Origin of the sequence: Zoogloea sp. (assembly GCF_023150065.1) — a bacterium.
Classification (GTDB): Bacteria; Pseudomonadota; Gammaproteobacteria; order Burkholderiales; family Rhodocyclaceae; genus Zoogloea.
In genome coordinates, this window is sequence record NZ_JAKLLN010000024.1 from 25,131 (window position 1) to 44,939 (window position 19,809).

The following is a 19,809-nucleotide window of genomic DNA, read 5'->3' on the forward strand; positions in this document are numbered from 1 at the left end:
GACGCGGCCGCCTCGCCGCAGGAGCTTCAGGTAGGGGCGACTTCAGTCGCCCGCGGACTTCGATCAAGGGCATGGCGGTGATCGACGTGCGGATGGGCGACTGAAGTCGCCCCTACAAGTCGCCCCACAATATATCCGCTGCGACTGTCCCGGGACGGCAGCAGCGGGCCGGAACGGGCTTTTACATCTTCAGATTGAGGGAAAGATAGGCCGACCTCCCAGGCCCCGGCGAATACATGGGCTGCTCGCTGCCTGCCGGCCAGAAGAAGTTGTCGTACCAGACGTATTCATACTTGCGGTCGGTCAGGTTCTTCAACTGCAGATCCAGGCTGGCGGCCTTCGTCAGGGCATAGCGCACGGAGGTATCGAAGAGCACGAAGCCACCGTGCTTGCCCTTGGCGTTCAGGTCGTCGATGTAATAGCTCCCCTGGGCGCGCCCCTGGAGGCTGAGCCGCCACTTTTCGGTGGCCTGGTATTCGACGCCGACGTTGGAGATGTAGCGCGGCGTCGAGAAGACCTCCTTCCCGGCGAGGGAGACACCGCCGGCCGTGAAGGCACGCTGCACCGTGGCCTCCTGCAGGGAGTGGGACAGCCACAGCTTGAGCGAGTCGGTCACCCGGCCGGTGACCTGGAAGTCCACGCCCTTGCGGCGCGTCTGCCCGAGGCCGACGGTGGTGCCGGTGCTCGGCATGTTGGCCACTTCGTCGGTAGCGTCCTGCTGCCACACCGCCACCCGGACTTCCGTGTCGGCGAGGGGCTTGAGCTTGATGCCGATCTCCTTGCCGGTGTTGATGGACGGCCTGAACTCGGCCTGGCCGGGGGTGAGGTAGGCCGGTGCCCGGGAGCCGGTGAGGATCTGGAAGCTGCGGCCCCAGTTGGCATAGACGCTGGCGGCGGGCGTCACGCCATACACCACGCTGAACTTGGGCTGGCTGATCCAGCCGTAGTCCTGCAGGGATGCCATCGCCCCGGTGGTGTGGAGCTGGGTGCTGCCCGAGAACTTGTCGGCGCGGAAGCCGGGAATGATCTTCAGGGAATCGATGGGCTTGATGACGGCCTGCACGTAGGCCCCCAGATTGCGCAGGGTGTAGCTGTCATCGTTCGAGGTGGTGGCCGGTGTGGAGAAGTCGGTGGGGCTGGCGTAGGCGTAGCGATAGCGCCGGTAGCGGTTGTCCTGGTGCTCGGCATTGACGCCGCCGTCGATCACCAGCGCATCGCTGGCGCGCCAGGTCAGGGTGGTCATGAAGCCGGTCTGGTCCTCGTCCCACATGCGGCGCTGGCGGGGTGCGGAGCCTGCCGGACTGCTGGTGAAGGTCACCTTGCGGTCATCGGCGTAGGTGTTGAAGTAGAGCTTGCTGCTGAGGGCGGTGCGGGGGTTGAGCTGCCAGTCGAGGTGTGCGCTGACGTGCTTCATATCCCGGTCATCGCCATCCCGGGCGTTCTTCGCCGGTGACTGGCTGCGACTGGCAGCCAGCTCGCGGGCGGTCAGAAAGCCCGGCTCCTCCGCCTGGTGACTGTAGGCCCGCACGATCACGCCGGCGGTGAGATCGGCGCCGGCCGGCGTGTAGAACCACTTGGCGCTCGCCGAGTACTTTTCCGATTCGGAGTGGTCCCGGTGGCCATCGGAATCCTGCCTGGCAAAAAAGTAGCTCTGGGACCAGCCCTCGGACTCCCGGCCCAGCGCCACCTGCAGTTCCCGGGTGTTGAAGCTCCCGACGGTGAGGCGACCGTCGGTGTAGTTGCCGCCCTGACGGGTCACGAGATTGATGTTGCCGCCGATGTTGTGCAGGCCGTAGCGCGGGTCGTTGGTCCCCCGCACGACTTCGATGTATTCGATGTCGAGGGGGAAGATCATGTCGATGAAGCGCTGGTTGCCGCTATTGACGTTGCTGGGGATGCCGTCGATGAGCACCTTGATGCCGTTGATGTAACCCTCGCCATTGAAGGCCCGGAAGGTCGCCTTGCCCGACTCGGCGCCCATGCGGGTTTCAGTGAGCTGGATGCCGGGCATCTGCCCGATCAGCTCCCAGCTGTTCATGACGTTCTTGTCCTGCACCTTGTCGCCGCCGAGGATATCGACGGAACTCAGGATGCTGTGGGTCGGCAGGGGGCCGCTGGCCTGGCCGCGGACGGCGACCTCGCCGAGCACGATGGCCGAGTCGCCGTCGGCTGCGGCGTAACAAGGGGAATAGAGGGAAGACAGGGCGGACGACACCGCCAGCGACAACAGTTTGGTTTTCATGAGCGCAGACTTTCTCCAGGGCAATGGCTGCCCGATGATCGACGCCCTCCCCCCTCGGGCTGCCGGAAGGTGGCAGCACGATGGAGAGAAGGCAGGTACTGGAAGGAAGGATCAGGAGAAAGACGCGGGCGGCGCGCGGGGCGCCGGTCTGAGCCATGCGAGCCGCCCGGTGGGCGGGCAAGGCGGGAGGGGAAGAACGAGGTGCCCGTGCCCATCCAGCGCCTTGAAGCCGGGGATGTCGGCCGTCGGCAGCATGGGCTGGGCCAAGTGCAGGCACAGGGGGCAATGGTCGGCGTGGGTGCGCGGCGCCGTCGGGCAGGAGTCATCGGCGCTCGCCGCCTGGGGCGCCTCTTCCAGGCTCCGGACACAGTCGGCCACCCTGCCTTCGCCACCGCCATGGAGGTGCAGATAGGCGTGGGACACCGGCAGCAGCGTGGCTGCCAGCATGACCAGCACGATCAGGCAGGCGAGCGGGAATCTCCCCATGCCGGAGATCGGCCTTCCGGAAGCCCGCAGGCGGGCGGCGCGGCGCCGGCTCACCTCAGAAATAGCTCGCCCAACCGGCGCCACTGCGCTGCTTCACGCCGGCAAACCAGCGGCACGGCAGATAGAGGACGACCAGCGCCACCCCGGCCAGAAGCCAGATCTGCCCCACCTCGGCAAAGCCGTAGCGATCACCCTGGGTGGGCCCGACGACGGCGACACATGCCAGGTAGAGCAGGTGCAGGCCGTAGAGGTGCAGCACATAGAAGAACAGCGGAACACGGCCGAAGCAGGCCAGCACCGCCCACGCCCGGCAGCGTTCGAGCAGCCCCAGGGCGAGCATGCCGACGCCCAGCGTGAGCAGCAGGAAGAGCAGCGAGGGCGGGTACTTCGTGACGTTCAGGAAGGACATCACCGTTTCAAGGCCCGTGCCCCCCACCACCCAGGCGTGGTCACCATAGACATTGAGAAAGCGCAGCAGGAGGAACCCCGCCAGGGCCGCCGCGCCAATCAGGCACAGATTGCGCTGGCGCTGCCCGGGTGGTATCTCCGCCCGGTACAGCGAACCCGCCGCGTGCCCAAGGAGGATCACGCCGATCCACGGCAGCACCGGGTAGGACGTGCGCACGCGCAACCCCTCGCCCAGCACGATCATGCTCCGGTCGTGGAGGATCGCCCAGGGCACATGGGCCGCGTTGCCCACTGCAAAATGGACGCTGTCGAGCAGGTTGTGTCCGCCGATGATCAGCAGCCCGAGGGCCACTTTCCCCCACACCGGGAGCCACAGCAGGGCCGCCAAGGCCAGCATGGAGAGCCCGATGGCCCAGATCACCTGCAGGTAGATCACCGTCGGCGGTAAGGAAAAGGTCCACGCGAAATTGATCAGCGACACTTCGAGTGCAAGCATCAGCATGCCGCGCTTCGCCAGGTAGGCCGCCGTACCCTGCCACGTCGTCCCTTCGCGGCTGCCATGAAACCAGGCTCCAAGCCCGGTCAGGAAGACGAACACCGGCGCACAGAAATGGCTCGTGAGCCGGGTGAAGAACAGCTCCGGCGACGTCTCGCCGACCAGCATCGGGTCGGCCACCTGCCGGTGCAGAAAGAAGAACTCACGCACATGATCCACCAGCATCAGGGCCATCACGAGCCCGCGCAGGGTATCAATGGCACTGATGCGATGGGACCGAGTAACGCTATGCATGCAAGCCCAGACTGAAGATTCCCGCACTGCTAACGCCTCTCTGTCTCGCGGCGCGGAAAGTGACCCGAAAATCGGGGGGCACGCATTCTAACCCATGCAGCATGCCGAGCCCTCGGCGTGCCGCCCGACAAACCCTGGCGTCCATAGCAGGTTGAAGGGCAAGGCTGCTTTTCTGTTTAATCGATATGTAAAGCAGAAAAATTCATAAGCAGGCCGCCCGGCGCATCTCGGCGGCACGAAAAAGATCTTCCGCGGCGCCTGCGCCCCGCCACGGAATCCTTCGAGCCCGCAGCCATGCCCATCCGCCCGCCCTTCTGCCTCCCACGCCTCTCCGTCGCCGGCCCCCGCCCGGGTGGCGCCGGCCTCCGCCCGTCCCGCCCCAGCGCCGCGGCCCTTGCCCACTGCGTCGAACCCCGTCGCCGGGCCCTCTTCGCCCGTCGTTCGCAACGCAAGCTCGATGCCCGTCCGGGCTTCGACCCATGGGCACGGCGCCCACTCGCCCAGGTGCTTCGCAAGGCGGCCAGCAACAGCCGCCTCGGCCGCCGGCTCCGCCACACGGCCCACTGGATCACCCGCCTGCACCCCAGGACCGAGCACATGAACATGCTGATCACCTCGCTGATCCGGATCCTCGCGCTCCTGATCGCGCTGGGCCTTCACGGGGTGCTGGCAATGGCGGCGCTGGGGTAAGGGGGCGCTTCCCGGCCTCCACGGCAATTGACCTGGATAGCGGCATCCCCAATCATCGGGCTCTCCCTCCCCCAACCTGCCCAGGAGCCCCCGATGACCCTCCCCGCCCATCAGCTCAGCATGACGGTGCTGATGACCCCCGACATGGCCAACTTTTCCGGCAACGTGCACGGCGGCGCCATCCTCAAGCTCCTCGACCAGGTGGCCTATGCCTGCGGTGCGCGCTACGCAGGCTGCTATGTGGTCACCCTGTCGGTGGACCAGGTGATGTTCCGCCAGCCCATCCACGTGGGCGAGCTGGTGACCTTCATGGCCTCGGTGAACTACACCGGCAATTCGTCCATGGAGATCGGCGTCAAGGTGATCGCCGAAGACATCCGCACCCAGGTGGTCCGCCACGCCAACAGCTGCTTCTTCACCATGGTGGCGGTGGACGAAGAGCGCAAGCCGGTCAGCGTACCGCCCCTGCGCCCCTTCACCCCCGACGAGAAACGCCGCCATCAGGCGGCACTGGCCCGCAAGGAGCTGCGCCGGGAGCTGGAGCAGCGTTACTCGGCGCTGCGGGACTCGGCACCGGAGAATGGGCAAACGGAGCGGTAAGGCCCCCGTTGCCAGGCCAGCCGGCTACCAGTAGTGTCCCAGGCCGATGGTCAGCAGGTGGGCCTCGTCATTGGCATAGGCGAGGCGCAGATCGCTGCGTGCACCAAAGGCCAGACGGAGCTCCGCCTGGCTTAGCCCGTAGGCCGCAGCACCACCAACCGGCTGGCGATGCTCGTAGCCCAGACGCACGGCGAATCCGGCAGACGGCTTGAAGATCAGGTTGGCGGAGGCACGGATGAAACCCGGCCCCTGCTCGAAACGGTTGGTCTGCACCGCCCCACCCACATAGGCCGCAGCGAAAAGACCATCCCGAATCTGCCGCCCGAACCCCATATCCCCCTGCAGCCGCGGCATCAGGCAGCCCCGGCATCCGAGGCGGGCCTGCTCGACCCCGGCGCGCAGCTTCCACGCCGCCCCCCGATCACCCGGCAGTCCGCTCAAGGCCGGATTGACGCTCTCGATGGCCAGCAGGTCGAGCTGCTGCAAGCGGACCCGCCCCTCCTCCACCCGCAATTGCACGTCCCCCATCACCAGGGCGCCATTCGGGACATGGCCACTGCCACCATCCAGAACATCGTAATAGGCTGGACGAATACGCAAGCTCATGGCCTCGCCGCTCGCACTGCCCTGCATCCAGCCAAGCTGTACCCAGGAGGGCGGACGCCCGAGCTGGGGCGCCTCGGGCAGGCGTTGCGCCACGACAGGCTCGCCGGGGGGCAGCCGGTAGCGCGCAGCCAATGCCCGGGCATAGCCGGGATCACGCTTGCCACTGGCCCGCGTTTCGGGATCCGCCACAAACTGGTAGTAATCGATCAGGCCATCAAGCACGGCCTGCCGGGATGTCACTGGACGCCCTTGAAAACGTGAGCCGGAAATCACTTCAGTGCCGTCAGCAAGCGCGCCAAGCAGATGCGCATCCTCCCTCTCCAGGCTGCGGTACCTCTCGTAGAACCGGGACTGGCGGGACGGGTGGTAGCGCACTTCCGCCAGCAGCGGCCGATCCGCAAACCGTGCCTGTGCGAGACGCTGGATCATCGACTGGGGGATGGTCCATGGCCGGTCGGGTGGCGTGATGTCCACACCCTCCACCACCTGCACGAGCTCGGCCATGCGGAAGGCGCAATTGCGACGGAAGAAATAGTAGGTGTAGCGCTGCCCCAGCACTTCCCAGGCATGCGCCACGATCAGCCGGACAGCCTCGGGCGGCAGGTCGAGCCGGTATTCCCACAGATCGCGCAGCTCGTTTTCCCCATAGTTGTGATTGTGGAAATAGTAATGAACGTGGCTGAAGCCCCCGTCATAGCCCCCAAAGACGCCCTTCACCATGTAGGTCAGGGGATCGTCGGTTCCGGTCAGGATGGCGCCGTAGTTGACGCTCACATCCAGCAGGGGAGAACGGCTGTAGGTACCCGTGTAGTTGAACTTGAGCAGGGCATGCCCGTAGTAGGACGCCGGGTTGCCGAGATATCCCGTGGCAAAGATGATGCTCACCGACTCCACCTCACTGCTTCGGATGAAGCCGTCAAAACGGGGGCAGGTAATCTGCGCGAGGGACCCGGCGCCCCCCAGCCTTTGCGTCAGCCAGATCCGCCGTGCCGGGAAGCGACACTGGGCATGCGCATCGACATCAATGCCGGCTGGCACGGACATGGCGGCAAGCGTGGCCTGAAGTTCAGCAAGGGGATCCGTGCCCCCGCCAGCCGCCAGAAAGAACTCGGGGCTGTGGATGGCACTGCGCCACCCGCTGGCCACGCCACGGTCGGGCTCGTAGTGCAGCAGACGGATCCAACCAGACTCCGCAGCAAGCTGTTCGAGCTTGAGAGGCGTGGTGGCGCGGGCCACCGGCACGGCCCACAGGCAAACCAGCACAGCGGGCATCAGAAAAAGGTGCAGCAGACGGAGATGCAAGATGGGGGACGGGGCGCAATGCAGACCGGATGGACGAAAAAAGACCGCCGGCCCGGGCAGCCGGCGGTCCCGGGTACAACTCAGGCGGCGCAGCGGCCGCTGACGGCGCTTTCGACGATGCCGTAGAAATCGGCAGCCTTGTCCAGGCGGCGCTGGGTGGCATAGCCCGGAGCGGCCACAGCCTCACCCATGGAGCCACGTGCAGCCTCAATGGCCTCAGGATGACGGGCGCTGTCACAACCGAGGATGTTCAGCACTGCGTTCAGGTGTTCCCCCTGGCCACGGGCGGTTTCCTCGGCCAGCTTTTCATAAGTGTCGTTGATAAAGATGGCCGCGGCCACGCGCTTGCCGGAGCAGGTCTGCGGGCTGGCGGTCGCCGAGGTCAGCGCGGTGGTGCCGATGTCCCAGATCACGTTGGAAGTGACCGCAGCCCAACCCACCGTGGGAAACAGCGCTGCACCGATGCCGCAGTCGGTGAACGGATTGGGGCCGGAGCCGGGGCGCCGATCATCGGCGGTCGTGGCGGCAGGCTTGGCCTCGGGAGCCGACGGCGGCGTGTCCTGGGCCTGAGCCATTGCGGAGCAGGCAAGGAAGATGGATGCGAGGACTGTTTTTTTCGTGGACATGATGTGTGTTCTGATCGTGATGGTTAAGTACACCGCAACCCCGCCCGCAGGATCGATGGACATGGATTTGTTGCTGGAATTGCGGCTCTTCAAAACAGAAGCCGGCCGGATTTTATACATATGGAATTATGAAAACAACATCAAAATATGCAGCCAAGCTTACCCTCGAGCGCGCTTGCTTGCGTCAAACCAGCCCGCGGCAGTTCAACTCGCCGACCTTGGAGTACCGCCCGCCGATGCAAGGATTCACTGCCCGCCACGGCCATCCGTGGCACCATGCCAGTGTCACCCCCATCCCCGGAGCCACCATGCGCACGACCACCCACGCCTTCCGCCTTGCCCATCTGGCGCTTGCCACCCTCGCCGCCCTGCCCCTCGGGGCCGCTGCCAACAGCGCCGTGCAGCCCGGTGGCTGGGAGATGAAGGCCGTCATCACGGCCCGGGAAAAGCCGGACACGCCCCCCAAGACCCTCACGGAATCCACCACCAGGGTCTGTCTGAGCAAGGCCTTCCTGGCCAAGGACCCCTACCTCACCCCGGGTATCGATCAGGACAAGATGGAGAAGAAGGGGGCCAAGTGCAGCATCTCCGACCCCAAGCGCTCGGACAACGCCGCCTCCTGGAAGATGAGTTGCGTGATGGCCGACGGCAATTCGGTGGATATGCAGATCAGCAACACCGTGGCGCCCCGCAAGATGAAGTCAGAGATCCGGCAGATGGTGCACAAGGGCGGTCAGGATCTCGAGATGCAGATCATCATGAACTCCACCTACATCGGTGAATGCACCAAGGACATGATGGCCTTGTAGAAAGGAGGCTGGCCCCGGTCACAGAGCGAACTTTTGTTGGGTCGATTGAATTCAACCCTAAAGAGGGCGGCGGAAGTCGACGTTTCCGGGCCGGCCGGGGAGGTTCAGGGTGGTGATGGCCGGTGGGGTGCGGGCGATGATCCGGCCCGCACGCAGCACCAGCAGGCGGGTGGCGCGCAGGCGCAGGGCCTCGATGGGGTCGCCGGCCTGGAGTACCACCAGATCGGCGCGGCAGCCGGGGGCGATGCCGTAGCCGTCCAGCCCGAGGATGCGCGCCGGCGTGTCAGTGACCGCCGCAAAGCAGGCGCGCATGCCGTCCTGGCTGGTCATCTGGGCCACATGCAGGCCCATGGCGGCCACCTCCAGCATGTCGCCGCTGCCCAGCGAATACCACGGGTCCATCACGCAGTCGTGGCCAAAGGCCACCGGCACGCCGGCGGCCAGCAGCTCGGGCACGCGGGTCATGCCGCGGCGCTTGGGGTAGGTGTCGTGGCGGCCCTGCAGGGTGATGTTGATGAGGGGGTTGGCGATGGCGGCCACGCCGGCTTCGGCGATCAGGGGCAGCAGCTTGGACACGTAGTAGTTGTCCATGGAGTGCATGGAGGTGAGGTGGGAACCCGCCACCCGCCCCTGCAGCCCCAGGCGCTGCGCATGAAACGCCAGGGTCTCGATGTGCCGGGAGAGCGGGTCGTCGGACTCGTCGCAGTGCATGTCCACCGGCAGGCCGCGCTCGGCCGCCAGCTCGCACAGGATGCGCACCGACTCGGCGCCGTCGGCCATGGTGCGCTCGAAGTGGGGAATGCCGCCGACCACGTCCACGCCCATGTCGAGGGCGCGCTTCAGATTGTCCAGCGCGCCGGGCGCCCGCAGCACGCCGTCCTGGGGAAAGGCCACCAGCTGCAGGTCGATGTAGGGGCGGACCTTCTCTTTCACGTGGAGCAGGGCCTCCACCGCCAGCAGGCGCGGGTCGCACACGTCCACGTGGCTGCGGATGGCCAGCAGGCCCTTGGCCGCAGCCCAGTCGCAATAGGCCAGGGCGCGCTCCACCAGGGCATCCTGGGTGAGCTGGGGTTTCAGCTCGCCCCACAGGGCGATGCCTTCGAGCAAAGTGCCGCTCTGATTGACCCGGGGCAGCCCATAGGAAAGCGTGGCATCCATGTGGAAGTGGGCATCCACGAAGGGCGGCGTGACCAGCTGGCCGGCCACGTCGATGACGTCGCCGGCAGCCGCCGCCAGCCCCGTCTCCACGGCCACGATGCGGCCATCGCGGATGCCGATGTCGATGCCGCTACGGCCATCGGGCAGGGTGCACTGGCGCAGGATCAGGTCGAGCACGGCGTCATTCCTCGCAGGGTGGGTGGATGAGTCAAAGCCCGCAGCCGCGCAACACCAGGGCCTGCACGTGGGCGGTGGCCCGCTGGTAGTCCTCGGGGGCCAGCTCGGGCCGGCCGAGCACGGCGCACACCTGGGTCTCAAAGTCGGCGTAGGTCTGGGTGAGCGCCCACAGGCTGATGAAGAGATGCACCGGGTCCACCGGGGCCATGCGCCCGGCGGCAATCCAGCCCTCGATCACCTGCGCCTTGTCGGCCACCAGGGTGCGCAGCTCGCCGCGCAGATAGTCGCCGATCTCCGGAGCGCCGTGGAGGAGTTCGTTGGCGAAGACCCGGGAGGCGTCGGGGCGCTCGGCGGTGAGACGCATCTTGGCGGCAATGTAGTGTTCCAGGGCCTCGCGGGGGTCGGCGTCGGGGGTGATGCAGTCGGTCTCGGCCAACCACAGACGCAGGATGTGGCCGAGCACGGCCCGGTACACCTCGGCCTTGGTGCCGAAGTAGTAATGCAGGTTGGACTTGGGCAGGCCGGCGCGCAGGGCGATCTCGGCCATGGTGGCGCCCTGGAAGCCGGCCCGGGCAAACACCTGCTCGGCGGCCTGCAGGATGGCGCCCTCCTGGTGCTGGCGGATGCGCCCGCCGCCCCGGCCGTCCTCCCGTTGCCGGGGCGCCACTGCCGTCATTTGGTGCCGAAGATGCGGTCTCCCGCATCACCCAGGCCGGGCACGATGTAGCCGTGGTCGTTGAGGTGGCTGTCCACCGCGCCGGTGGTGATGGACACGTCCGGATGGGCGGCTTGCAGCGCGGCGATGCCCTCGGGCGCGGCCAGCAGGCACACGAACTTGAGGCTGGAGACGCCCGCCTCCTTGAGCCGGGACAGCGCCGCGCTGGCCGAGTTGCCGGTGGCGAGCATGGGGTCCACCACGATCACCAGGCGGTCTTCCACGTCCTCGGGCAGCTTGAAGTAGTACTCGATGGCCTCCAGGGTCTCCGGGTCGCGGTAGAGGCCGATGTGGCCCACCCGGGCGCCGGGCAGCAGGTCGATCATGCCGTCGAGCATGCCGTTGCCGGCCCGCAGGATGGACACCAGGCACAGCTTCTTGCCGCTGATCACCGGCACCTCGCAGTCGGCCACCGGGGTCGTCACCTTGATCATCTCGGTGGGCAGGTCGCGGGTCACCTCGTAGGCCAGCATGGCGGCGATCTCCCGCACCAGGCGGCGGAAGTTGTCGGTGGTGGTGTCGGCACTGCGGGCCATGGACAGCTTGTGCTGCAGCAGGGGGTGGTCGATGACGGTGACGGGAGCGGTCATGGTGTCCTCCGGCGCGTGGGGTTTCTGTTTCTAAAAGACGGTACCGTCGCTGACGATGTTGAGCGGTGGGCCGCCCCCCGGGCGACGCTGGGCGGCAATGCGCCGGCCGGCGGCCCAGGTGCCGCCCTCCAGCACCCGGGCCAGGGGGAAGGCCTCGGCGCTGAGTCCCAGCTCGCCGCGCACGGCATCGGCGAGGCGGTCGAGGCCGATCACGGTGAGGGCCCGCCATTCGACGATGGAGGGGGCATCCACCGTCCACGGGTGCCTCCAGAAGCGCTCGTCCCGGGGCTGGATCAGGCCGAAGTCCAGCAGCAGGCCGCCGTTGCGGTACTCCGGCAGGCCAGTGAGTTCGTCCAGGCCGGTGATGCTGAGACCGGCGGCCTCCAGAGGTTCGAGCAGCGAATAGGTGAGCCACTGGGTGAGCTTGTGGAAGGGCAGCAGGCCGTCCTCCGGGCCCGGGTGGCCCCAGCAGTCACCTAGGGACACGCCCTTCAGGTTCAGCCGGCCGGGCCACACCGGGCCCAGGGCGCGGAGCAGGGTCTCGAGGATGAAGGACGCCGCCACGCGCCCGCCGATGGCATGGGCACGCAGGTAATCCACCAGCCGGCCGGCCCGCGCCGGTGTGCCGAACACCGCCGGCGTGGCCGCCATCACCTCACCGAGGCGTCGCAGCAGGGCCAGGCGCCCGTCCAGCCCGACCAGGGGGTTGGCCGGCCCCACCTGAAAGGCCGCGGCCAGGGTCTCCGGCGCCAGATCGATCAGGGCCGCGGCATCGCAGCGCAGGGGCCGGGCCGCATCGGCCGACAGGGCACCACCGGAAAACAGCGCCAGGCTGGCCACACCGAGGCCTTCCGAGCGGCTCAGGCGCTGGCCATGGGGGATGTCCTCGTAATGCCAGTCGGGGCCGGCGCCGGCATCGAGCAGCACGCTGGGGATCACCAGATCCACCGCCACCCGGGCCGCCTCGACGGGGTCGCCAACCAGGCTGGCCCGGGCCAGCAGCGCGCCCCAGCGGTCCACGCCCCCCGCCTCGAAGTGGCGCCAGCGGGCGTGGTAGGGCACCTTGAGATCCGGGTAGTTGAGGCGGATGGTGTGGGCCACGTACTCGGCGCACAGGGGCAGGTTTTCCGGATGCCAGGTGAGGAAGGGCGAGCGGCCGGCCTCCACCTGGGCCATCACGATGCTGCAGCGGCTGCGCACCGCCCGCGCCGTGAGCAGGCTGGCGGCCGGGTGCCCGGCGGGCACCGGGGTGTGCCAGCCCGGGGCGGGGCGGTCGGTCAGAACATTCATGCGTGAAGCTCCCTGCCCTTGGCGAGGGCCAGTTCGGCGGCGCTGGGGGGCGCCACCGGGGTGAAATAGCCGGCCGCCGTCTTGGCATCCATCTCGACACGGGCATCGGCCGGAATCAGCGCATCGGGGATCGCCACCTGCTCCACCACCCGGATGCCGGCGGCGGTGAGGGCCCCGTGCTTCATGTTGCTCATGGACGCCCAGCGGTCGATGCGGGTGATGCCGAGCCAGTGGAACACATCGGGCATCAGCTCCTGGAAGCGCATGTCCTGCACCCCGGCGACACATTCGGTACGCTCGAAGTAGGTCTCGGCCCGGTCGCCACCGTACTGGCGCTTGCGCGCGTTGTACACCAGGAACTTGGTCACCTCGCCCAGAGCGCGGCCCTCCTTGCGGTTATAGATCACCAGGCCCACGCCGCCCTGCTGGGCCATCTCGACGCATACCTCGATGCCATGGGCCAGGTAGGGCCGGCAGGTGCAGATGTCCGAGCCGAACACGTCGGAGCCATTGCATTCATCGTGGACCCGGCAGGCGATGCGGGTGTCGGGGCGGCCGAGCAGGCTCACGTCGCCGAAGAAGTACAGGGTCATGCCACCGATGGGCGGCAGGAAGACCTTCAGGTCCGGGCGGGTCACCAGCTCGGGGAACATGCCCCCAGTCTGCTCGAACAGCGCGCGGCGCAGGGCCCGCTCGGAAATGCCAAAACGCGCCGCCACCCCGGGCAGGTACCACACCGGGTCGATGGCCGCCTTGGTCACCCGCACGTCGCCGTTGGCCTCGAGGATGTCGCTATCCGGCACCAGGCGCCCGGCCTCGATGGCGTCGCGCAGTTCGGGCATGTTGATGTGGGCGGTGGTGATGGCGATGGTCGGGCGGATGTCCATCCCCGCCGCGATCTCCGCCGCAAACTCATGGGCCACCCGATGCCCCCATGGGTCCAGCGACACGATGCGCCCCGGGTCGCCCCACTGGGGATGGGGGCCGATGGCCGCGGCCGGCACGGTGTTGGTCAGGTCGGGGCGGTGGTCCCGCTGCAGGTTGCCCGCCGCCACCGCCAGCGCCCGGTACACCGCGTAGGAGCCCGAGTGGGTGCCGATCACGTTGCGCATGGCCGGCTCCGCCAGCCCCGCCACCAGCGGCCCCCGCGCCACGGCGCTGGAGGCGCCCCAATCAACCGCCGGCGCCTGCCGGCTGCCGCTACTCCGGGGATGGGAAGTCAGAACGATGTGGGACGCCATGGCTCGCTCCTGAAAAACCTGACCATATGGTCAATTTTTTACAAGCGAGTTCCATGCCACGGAGAATTCCCCGCAAAACCACGGAAATCACCGCCGCCCCATGCACTGCCGTGACACAACATGCGCCGGAATGGTGCGGAACAATGGAGTCGGGAGGGCAACCTGCCCCGTGGGGTGCTGTCCAACACCCACGCCACACTGCGGAAAGGATGGCTTGCCATGAATGTTCCGGTGTTTCTTGCCACGGGCCTGCTGGCCGGGTGTGCCAGCCTGCTGCCGACCTCCCGTCAGGATGTGAACAACCCCTGGAACGACTTCGACGCGGCGAAGAAGAGTTTCGACGAGATCATCCCCTACACCACCGACATGGACACGGTGCGCAAGCTGGGTTTCGATCCTTTCAAGACCCCGAACATGCAGATCCTCAACCACTCCCAGGTGGTGCGCGCCGTGCTGCCCTCGCCCCTGCAGGAGCGGGCCACGATTCCGCCGGGCATCCTGGACTGCATGAAGGCCCAGGAGGGTTGCGTTGGCTATTTCATGGAGCCGAGCCGCATCGAGCGCAACCGGGTGGGCAACTTCACCCTCGACTTTCTCAACTTCAAGCGCGACACCCTGACCACCGGCTGGAAGTTCGGCGCGCTGATCGTGGTGATCAACAACCAGGTGGTGTTCAAGCAGTGGAGCGGCCGCCCGCGCATCGAAGAAACCGAACTGCGCCGCAACCCCCTCGGCCCGCTGCAAGGCATCGGCGAATCCCTCAAGCCCGTGCCCTGACCCCTGGCAGCCGGGCACGCCGATCAGGTAATCTGGCAGCTCCTTGTGCGACGCAGCGGGCAAGCCGGTGATCGGGAGTCCGCGGTCGAATGAATTTGACCCTACAAGGGCAGACTCCGGAAGAATCTGTGGGCACACGCTTTTAGCGCTAAAGATTGAACTTTATTTGACGTATATCAATGCAGTTCAACTTTATTTCCAGGTGCTAAATGAGCTGGCAAACCATGGGTCTCCGGACCAAGCTGATCACCGCGACGGTCGTCACCGTCGCCCTGGGCTTTTCAGCCACCCTCGGCATCGTCACCTACAAGAGCTACACCGCCACCTACACCCAGGGCGAGGCCCTGGCCCAGGCGGAGGCGCTGGATGCGGCGGGCAGGGTACGCCTGCGCCTGGACAACGCCATGTCGGTGGCCCACAGCCTGGCCCTTGATCTGGAAGGCCTTCATGGCACCGGCGCCCAGAGCCGGACAGCCATCAACGCCATGCTGCGCCACAGCCTGGAGGGCCGCCCGGAGATACTGGGCATCTACACCGGCTGGGAGCCCAACGCCTTCGATGGCGACGACGCCCGCCATGCCGGCAAGGAAGGCCACGACAGCACCGGCCGCTTCGTCCCCTACTGGCATCGGGGCAACGGCCAGCCGGCCCTCGAACCGCTGGTGGATTACACCAAGGAAGGCGCCGGCGACTATTACCTCGTGGCCCAGCGCAGCCGCAAACCCCAGCTCATCGACCCCTATTTCTACGTCATCAGCGGCAAACAGGTGCTGATCACCTCCCTGGTCCAGCCCATCCTCAAGGACGGGCGCTTCCAGGGCATCGCCGGGGTGGACATCGCCCTCGACGCACTGCAGAAGGAGCTCGCCGCCATCCGGCCGCTGCAGGCCGGGCACGTGGCCCTCTATTCCGCCTCCGGGCTGGTCGTGTCCCACCCCGACACCGCCAGCCTGGGCAAGCCCGCCAGCCTGCCCGCCGATGCCCTCGCCGCCCTCAAGGCCGGCACCCGCCTGCGCTGGACCGACGGCGGCACCGTCAACTTCCTGGAGCCAACCCACATTCAGGGCCCCGACACCCCCTGGGCCACCGTGGTGTCGGTGCCCACCGAGGCGATCATCGGCTCGGCCGAATCCCTGCGCACCACGGCCATCCTGCTCGGCCTGGTCAGCGCCGGCCTGATCACCGCGGTGCTGTTCGCGCTGCTCACCGCCCTCACCCGCCCGCTCACCCAGCTTTCCCGGGCCATGAACGAACTGAGCAGCGGCGACGCCGACCTGACCCGCCGGGTGCCCATCGACCGGGCCGACGAGCTGGGCCGCACCGCCGCCGCGCTCAATGCCTTCCTCGATCGCCTGCACGGCATGTTCCGTGACGTACGCGACGAGAGCCAGGCCCTGGCCAAGGGGCTGCGCGACGTCAATCGCTCCACCGAGCAGGTGGCCATGAGCTCCCGCACCGTGGCCGACACCACCAGCGAGAACGCCGCCACCATCGAAGAGATCACCGTATCCAGCGGCCACATCGCCGACCACGCCCGGGAGGCCGACGAGGCCATGCTGGCCACCCGCGAACAATCCCGGCGCAGCGCCCAGGCGGTGAGCGCCATGGAAGCCCAGATGCGCAACATCGGCACCACCATCGAGAGCCTGGCCGGCTCCCTGGGTGAGCTGTCGGTCCGCTCGCAGCAGGTGGCCGGAGTGGTGCAGGTGATCCGCGAGGTGGCCGACCAGACCAACCTGCTGGCCCTCAACGCCGCCATCGAGGCCGCCCGCGCCGGCGAACAGGGCCGCGGCTTTGCCGTGGTGGCCGACGAGGTACGCAAGCTGGCCGAACGCACCGGCAGCGCCACCCTGGAGATCCGCAGCACCATCGACTCCATGCACCAGGACACCGAACAGGCCGTGGCCGGCATGACCGGCACCCGCCACGAAGTCGAATCCGGCATCGCCAACGTGGCCGCCGTGGCCCGGGAGATCGCCGCCATCGAAGCCAGCATGGAAGCCGCCGCCCTGCGCGTGCGCGAGATCGCCGAAGCCACCCGCGAACAGTCGGCCGCCACCACCGCCCTGGCCCGCTCGGTGGAGGTCACGTCCAACATGGTCACCAGCACCGACGACGCCATCCAGACCGCCTCCGGCACCATCGTCCAGCTCGACCAGGCCTCCGGCCGGCTGGGCGAACTGGTGGGGCGCTTCAAGCTCTGAGTGCCCCCCAGGGGGCTGGAGGGGCGTAGAGCCGTAGGGGCGACTTCAGTCGCCCTCGGACTTCGATCAAGGGCATGCCGGTGATCGACGTGGGGATGGGCGACTGAAGTCGCCCCTACGAGTCGCCCCTACAGGTCGCGCCTGCCCCCGGGCGAGGGGTGTTCTTTCACCTCGCGCCCGGGCCCGGCACAATGGCTTCCCACGCCAACCCCGGAGCCGCCCGCCATGTCCATCACCGACCTCTTCGGCATCGACCTGCCCATCATCCAGGCCCCCATGGCGGGGGTGCAGGGCAGCGCCCTGGCCATCGCCGTCAGCCAGGCCGGCGGGCTGGGCTCCCTGCCCGGCGCCATGCTCACCGCCGACACCCTGGCCCGGGAGATCGGCGCCATCCGCGCCGCCACCGACCGCCCCTTCAACGTCAATTTCTTCTGTCACACCCCGCCCCAGCCCGACGCCGAACGCGAGGCCGCCTGGCGCGCCGCCCTCGTCCCCTACTACCGGGAGTTCGGCATCGACCCCCAGAGCATCCCCAGCGGCCCCGGCCGCAGCCCCTTCAGCGCCGAGCTGGCCGACACCATCGCCCCCTTCCGCCCGCCGGTGGTCAGCTTTCACTTCGGCCTGCCCACCCCCGAGCTGCTGGCCCGCGCCAAAGGCTGGGGCGCCCGCGTGCTGTCGTCCGCCACCACCGTGGAAGAAGCCCGCTGGCTCGAAGCCCACGGCGTCGACGCCATCATCGCCCAGGGGCTCGAAGCCGGCGGCCACCGGGGCATCTTCCTCACTGACGACCTCAGCACCCAGACCGGCACCTTCGCCCTGCTCCCACGCATCGTCAGCGCCGTGCGCGTCCCGGTGATTGCCGCCGGCGGCATTGCCGACGCCACCGGCGTGGCCGCCGCCCTGGCCATGGGCGCAGCCGGCGTGCAGGTGGGCACCGCCTACATGCTGTGCCCCGAAGCCACCACCAGCGCCGTACACCGGGCCGCCCTGCAAAGCCCCGACGCCGGCCACACCGCCCTCACCCGCCTGTTCACCGGCCGACCGGCCCGGGGCATCGTCAACCGCCTCATGCGCGAACTCGGCCCCCTCAACCCCCTCGCCCCCGCCTTCCCCCTCGCCACCTCCGCCATCGCCCCCCTGCGCGCCGCCGCCGAAAGCCAGGGCAGCCCCGACTTCTCCCCCCTGTGGTGCGGGCAGAACCCCCTGGGCTGTCGGGAAGTCAGCGCCAGCGAGCTCACCCGGGCACTGGCCGGCAAGGCCAGGTAAGCCACGGCTCACGCCCGTGGGGTCGAATTCATGCGATCCCACGGAAACAAGCATGCAGCGCCGATTTGCCTATGCTTGGGAATGAAGGCCCGACAACACCGGCCCCATCCCCCAACGCCCCAGGAGCCCCCACCATGAACAACCCCGTCGGCTGGTTCGAGATCTACGTGGACGACATGCCCCGCGCCAGGGCCTTCTACGAGACCGTATTCGGCGCCCCCCTGACCCACCTCGAAACCCCCGAAGACCCCGCCAGCCCCACCCTCGAAATGTGGGCCTTCCCCATGCAGGACAACACCTACGGCGCCGCCGGCGCCCTGGTGCGCATGCCCGGCTTCCGCAGTGGCGGCAACAGCGTGCTGGTGTACTTCCACTGTGCCGACTGCGCCGTGGAAGCCGCCCGGGTCGTCCCCGCCGGCGGCGAGATCCAGCGCGACAAGTTCGCCATCGGCCAATACGGCTTCATCGCCCTGGCCGTGGACACCGAAGGCAACATGATCGGGCTCCATTCGATGGCCTAAGCCCCCCGGCCGCAGCCCCCTCTGCTGCGGCCCCGCACGGCAATACCGCACTCGCCCGGAGTGCACCTCATCACTGTTCCCGCCCCCGGCTCCGGTGGCACCATCCCCTACATTCCCGCCCCAGAAAAAGAACTGCGTCATCACCGGATGAAGCACGAACTCCAGTCCCTCGCCGTGCTCATCGACGCCGACAACGTCCGCCTCGACACCCTCACGCCCATCCTCCATGCCATCACCCGCCTGGGCCGCGTGACGGTGCGGCGCATCTACGGCGACTTCACCACTCCCCACCTTGCCGGCTGGCGCCTCAAGCTCTCCGAACACGCCATCCACCCCATCCAGCAATACCGCAACACCACCGGTAAAAACGCCAGCGACAGCGCCCTCATCATCGACGCCATGGACCTGCTCCACTCCCGGCGCTTCGACGGCTTTTGCCTGGTGAGCAGCGACAGCGACTTCACCCGCCTGGCCACACGCATCCGCGAAGACGGGCTGATGGTCTTCGGCTTCGGCGAAAAGCAAACCCCCAGCGCGTTTGTGAACGCCTGCGACCGCTTCAGCCATGTGGAAGAACTGACCACCTCGCCGCTGGAGGTGATCGCCACCCGCAGCGCACCGGCCGCAACACCCACCGTGGCTGTGCCCCCGGCCGCCCCCGTCGCCCCAGCGCCTAAACCCCCAGCCCCCACAAAACCCGCCCCCGCAGCCCTCCGCCCCCTGCCCCAGGCAGCAGCGGCCCTGCGTGACGCCTACCGGGGGATGGAGGCCGACAACGGATGGGTGATGCTGGTGAAGCTCTATTCGAAGATCCGCATCAACCAGCCTGAATTCAAGCCGCCGCTATTCGGCTGCAGCAGTGATCTGGATCTGGTTGAAAAGACAAAGGCCTTCGATCTGGAAAACCGACCGCACAAGAAGGGGCATACGTATTTCTGCCGGGTGAAGGGCTTTATGGTGCCGAAGGCAGTGTCGAAGACTGCCAAGGCGATCCAACCTCAAGCCGGGACTGGGCCTGATGACGCAAATACGCAGGCGCTGCTGCAGGCGGTGAAACTGGCAATGACGGGGAATGGCTGGGCGCCGGTGCAGGCAATTGGAGTGCAGTTCAAGGCAATGGGGAAGAGCATCAAAGGGTCAGGGCATTCGACGCTGACGAATGCGCTGAAGGCGACGGGGAAGGTGGAAATGCGGGGAAATGGGATGGGGGCTTGGTTTAGGGGGAAGGGGTGAGAGGCGTGCATGGGTTCGGAATGTAGCGGAAAGTGCACATCTGCCAACTGCAGCTTTCGGCCACAATCCGCCCTTCAA

18 protein-coding genes are annotated in these 19,809 nt (G+C 67.4%); 8 read left to right on the top strand and 10 right to left on the bottom strand.

The features are described from left to right. Nucleotides 1–181: 181 nt before the first annotated feature. The 3 genes from L6Q67_RS20065 to L6Q67_RS20075 form a co-directional block, all read right to left on the bottom strand. Nucleotides 182–2,242: a TonB-dependent receptor gene (locus L6Q67_RS20065; protein WP_296573849.1), complete on the bottom strand. Its 2,061-nt coding sequence runs from the start codon at nt 2,240–2,242 to the stop codon at nt 182–184. A gap of 111 nt (nt 2,243–2,353) precedes the next feature. Next, nucleotides 2,354–2,728: a DUF2946 family protein gene (locus L6Q67_RS20070; protein ID WP_296573852.1), complete on the bottom strand. Its 375-nt coding sequence runs from the start codon at nt 2,726–2,728 to the stop codon at nt 2,354–2,356. 55 nt (nt 2,729–2,783) lie between these two features. Next, the gene (locus L6Q67_RS20075) at nt 2,784–3,926 is read right to left on the bottom strand and encodes a heparan-alpha-glucosaminide N-acetyltransferase domain-containing protein (RefSeq protein WP_296573855.1); all 1,143 of its coding nucleotides are present in this window, start codon (nt 3,924–3,926) and stop codon (nt 2,784–2,786) included. A 294-nt stretch (nt 3,927–4,220) separates the two neighbouring features. Between L6Q67_RS20075 and L6Q67_RS20080 the strand changes: the two genes are divergently transcribed. Together L6Q67_RS20080 and L6Q67_RS20085 are read left to right on the top strand one after the other, a co-directional pair. Continuing rightward, complete coding sequence (locus L6Q67_RS20080) at nt 4,221–4,616, top strand: hypothetical protein (protein ID WP_296573858.1); 396 nt, start codon at nt 4,221–4,223, stop codon at nt 4,614–4,616. 93 nt (nt 4,617–4,709) lie between these two features. Beyond that, nucleotides 4,710–5,216 (top strand): acyl-CoA thioesterase, encoded by a 507-nt coding sequence (locus tag L6Q67_RS20085; RefSeq protein WP_296573863.1) that lies wholly within the window; start codon nt 4,710–4,712, stop codon nt 5,214–5,216. Nucleotides 5,217–5,240: 24 nt separating this feature from the next. On the opposite strand, the gene L6Q67_RS20090 is transcribed toward L6Q67_RS20085, so the two are convergent. Next, nucleotides 5,241–7,094 carry a DUF4105 domain-containing protein gene (locus L6Q67_RS20090; RefSeq protein ID WP_296573866.1) on the bottom strand — a complete coding sequence of 618 codons (1,854 nt, stop codon included), beginning with the start codon at nt 7,092–7,094 and terminating at the stop codon, nt 5,241–5,243. A 110-nt stretch (nt 7,095–7,204) separates the two neighbouring features. Continuing rightward, nucleotides 7,205–7,813 carry a DUF3015 family protein gene (locus L6Q67_RS20095; protein WP_296573868.1) on the bottom strand — a complete coding sequence of 203 codons (609 nt, stop codon included), beginning with the start codon at nt 7,811–7,813 and terminating at the stop codon, nt 7,205–7,207. Between the two features lie 173 nt (nt 7,814–7,986). Here L6Q67_RS20095 and L6Q67_RS20100 point away from each other — a divergent pair, with 173 nt between their 5' ends. Next, nucleotides 7,987–8,559: a DUF3617 family protein gene (locus L6Q67_RS20100; protein WP_296573871.1), complete on the top strand. Its 573-nt coding sequence runs from the start codon at nt 7,987–7,989 to the stop codon at nt 8,557–8,559. 57 nt (nt 8,560–8,616) lie between these two features. Here the strand turns inward: L6Q67_RS20100 and L6Q67_RS20105 are convergent, their stop codons facing one another. Genes L6Q67_RS20105 through L6Q67_RS20125 form a run of 5 tightly spaced genes read right to left on the bottom strand, consistent with a single transcriptional unit; the run spans nt 8,617 to nt 13,730 of the window. Continuing rightward, a complete protein-coding gene (locus L6Q67_RS20105; protein WP_296573874.1) occupies nt 8,617–9,894 on the bottom strand; it encodes an amidohydrolase family protein in 1,278 nt (425 codons plus the stop codon). Between the two features lie 31 nt (nt 9,895–9,925). After that, entirely contained in the window at nt 9,926–10,570 is a 645-nt protein-coding gene (locus L6Q67_RS20110; RefSeq protein ID WP_296573878.1) for a TetR/AcrR family transcriptional regulator, read from the bottom strand. Beyond that, nucleotides 10,567–11,199 carry a uracil phosphoribosyltransferase gene (upp, locus tag L6Q67_RS20115; protein ID WP_296573881.1) on the bottom strand — a complete coding sequence of 211 codons (633 nt, stop codon included), beginning with the start codon at nt 11,197–11,199 and terminating at the stop codon, nt 10,567–10,569. The genes L6Q67_RS20110 and upp overlap by 4 nt, the downstream gene beginning before the upstream one ends. Before the next feature lie 30 nt (nt 11,200–11,229). Further along, a complete protein-coding gene (locus tag L6Q67_RS20120; protein WP_296573883.1) occupies nt 11,230–12,489 on the bottom strand; it encodes a URC4/urg3 family protein in 1,260 nt (419 codons plus the stop codon). Continuing rightward, nucleotides 12,486–13,730: a GTP cyclohydrolase II gene (locus L6Q67_RS20125; protein ID WP_296573886.1), complete on the bottom strand. Its 1,245-nt coding sequence runs from the start codon at nt 13,728–13,730 to the stop codon at nt 12,486–12,488. The genes L6Q67_RS20120 and L6Q67_RS20125 overlap by 4 nt, the downstream gene beginning before the upstream one ends. 219 nt (nt 13,731–13,949) lie before the next feature. Here L6Q67_RS20125 and L6Q67_RS20130 point away from each other — a divergent pair, with 219 nt between their 5' ends. The 5 genes from L6Q67_RS20130 to L6Q67_RS20150 all read left to right on the top strand — a co-directional run bounded on the left by L6Q67_RS20130 (nt 13,950) and on the right by L6Q67_RS20150 (nt 19,731). Beyond that, on the top strand, nt 13,950–14,507 hold the full coding sequence (locus L6Q67_RS20130) for a hypothetical protein (protein WP_296573889.1): 558 nt from the start codon (nt 13,950–13,952) through the stop codon (nt 14,505–14,507). A gap of 209 nt (nt 14,508–14,716) precedes the next feature. Further along, on the top strand, nt 14,717–16,711 hold the full coding sequence (locus L6Q67_RS20135) for a methyl-accepting chemotaxis protein (protein ID WP_296573892.1): 1,995 nt from the start codon (nt 14,717–14,719) through the stop codon (nt 16,709–16,711). 225 nt (nt 16,712–16,936) lie between these two features. Then, nucleotides 16,937–17,977, top strand: coding sequence for a nitronate monooxygenase (locus L6Q67_RS20140; protein WP_296573895.1), 1,041 nt, complete (start codon nt 16,937–16,939; stop codon nt 17,975–17,977). A 134-nt stretch (nt 17,978–18,111) separates the two neighbouring features. Beyond that, a complete protein-coding gene (locus L6Q67_RS20145; RefSeq protein WP_296573898.1) occupies nt 18,112–18,498 on the top strand; it encodes a VOC family protein in 387 nt (128 codons plus the stop codon). Between the two features lie 174 nt (nt 18,499–18,672). Continuing rightward, the gene (locus L6Q67_RS20150) at nt 18,673–19,731 is read left to right on the top strand and encodes an NYN domain-containing protein (RefSeq protein ID WP_296573901.1); all 1,059 of its coding nucleotides are present in this window, start codon (nt 18,673–18,675) and stop codon (nt 19,729–19,731) included. Nucleotides 19,732–19,809 lie beyond the last annotated feature (78 nt).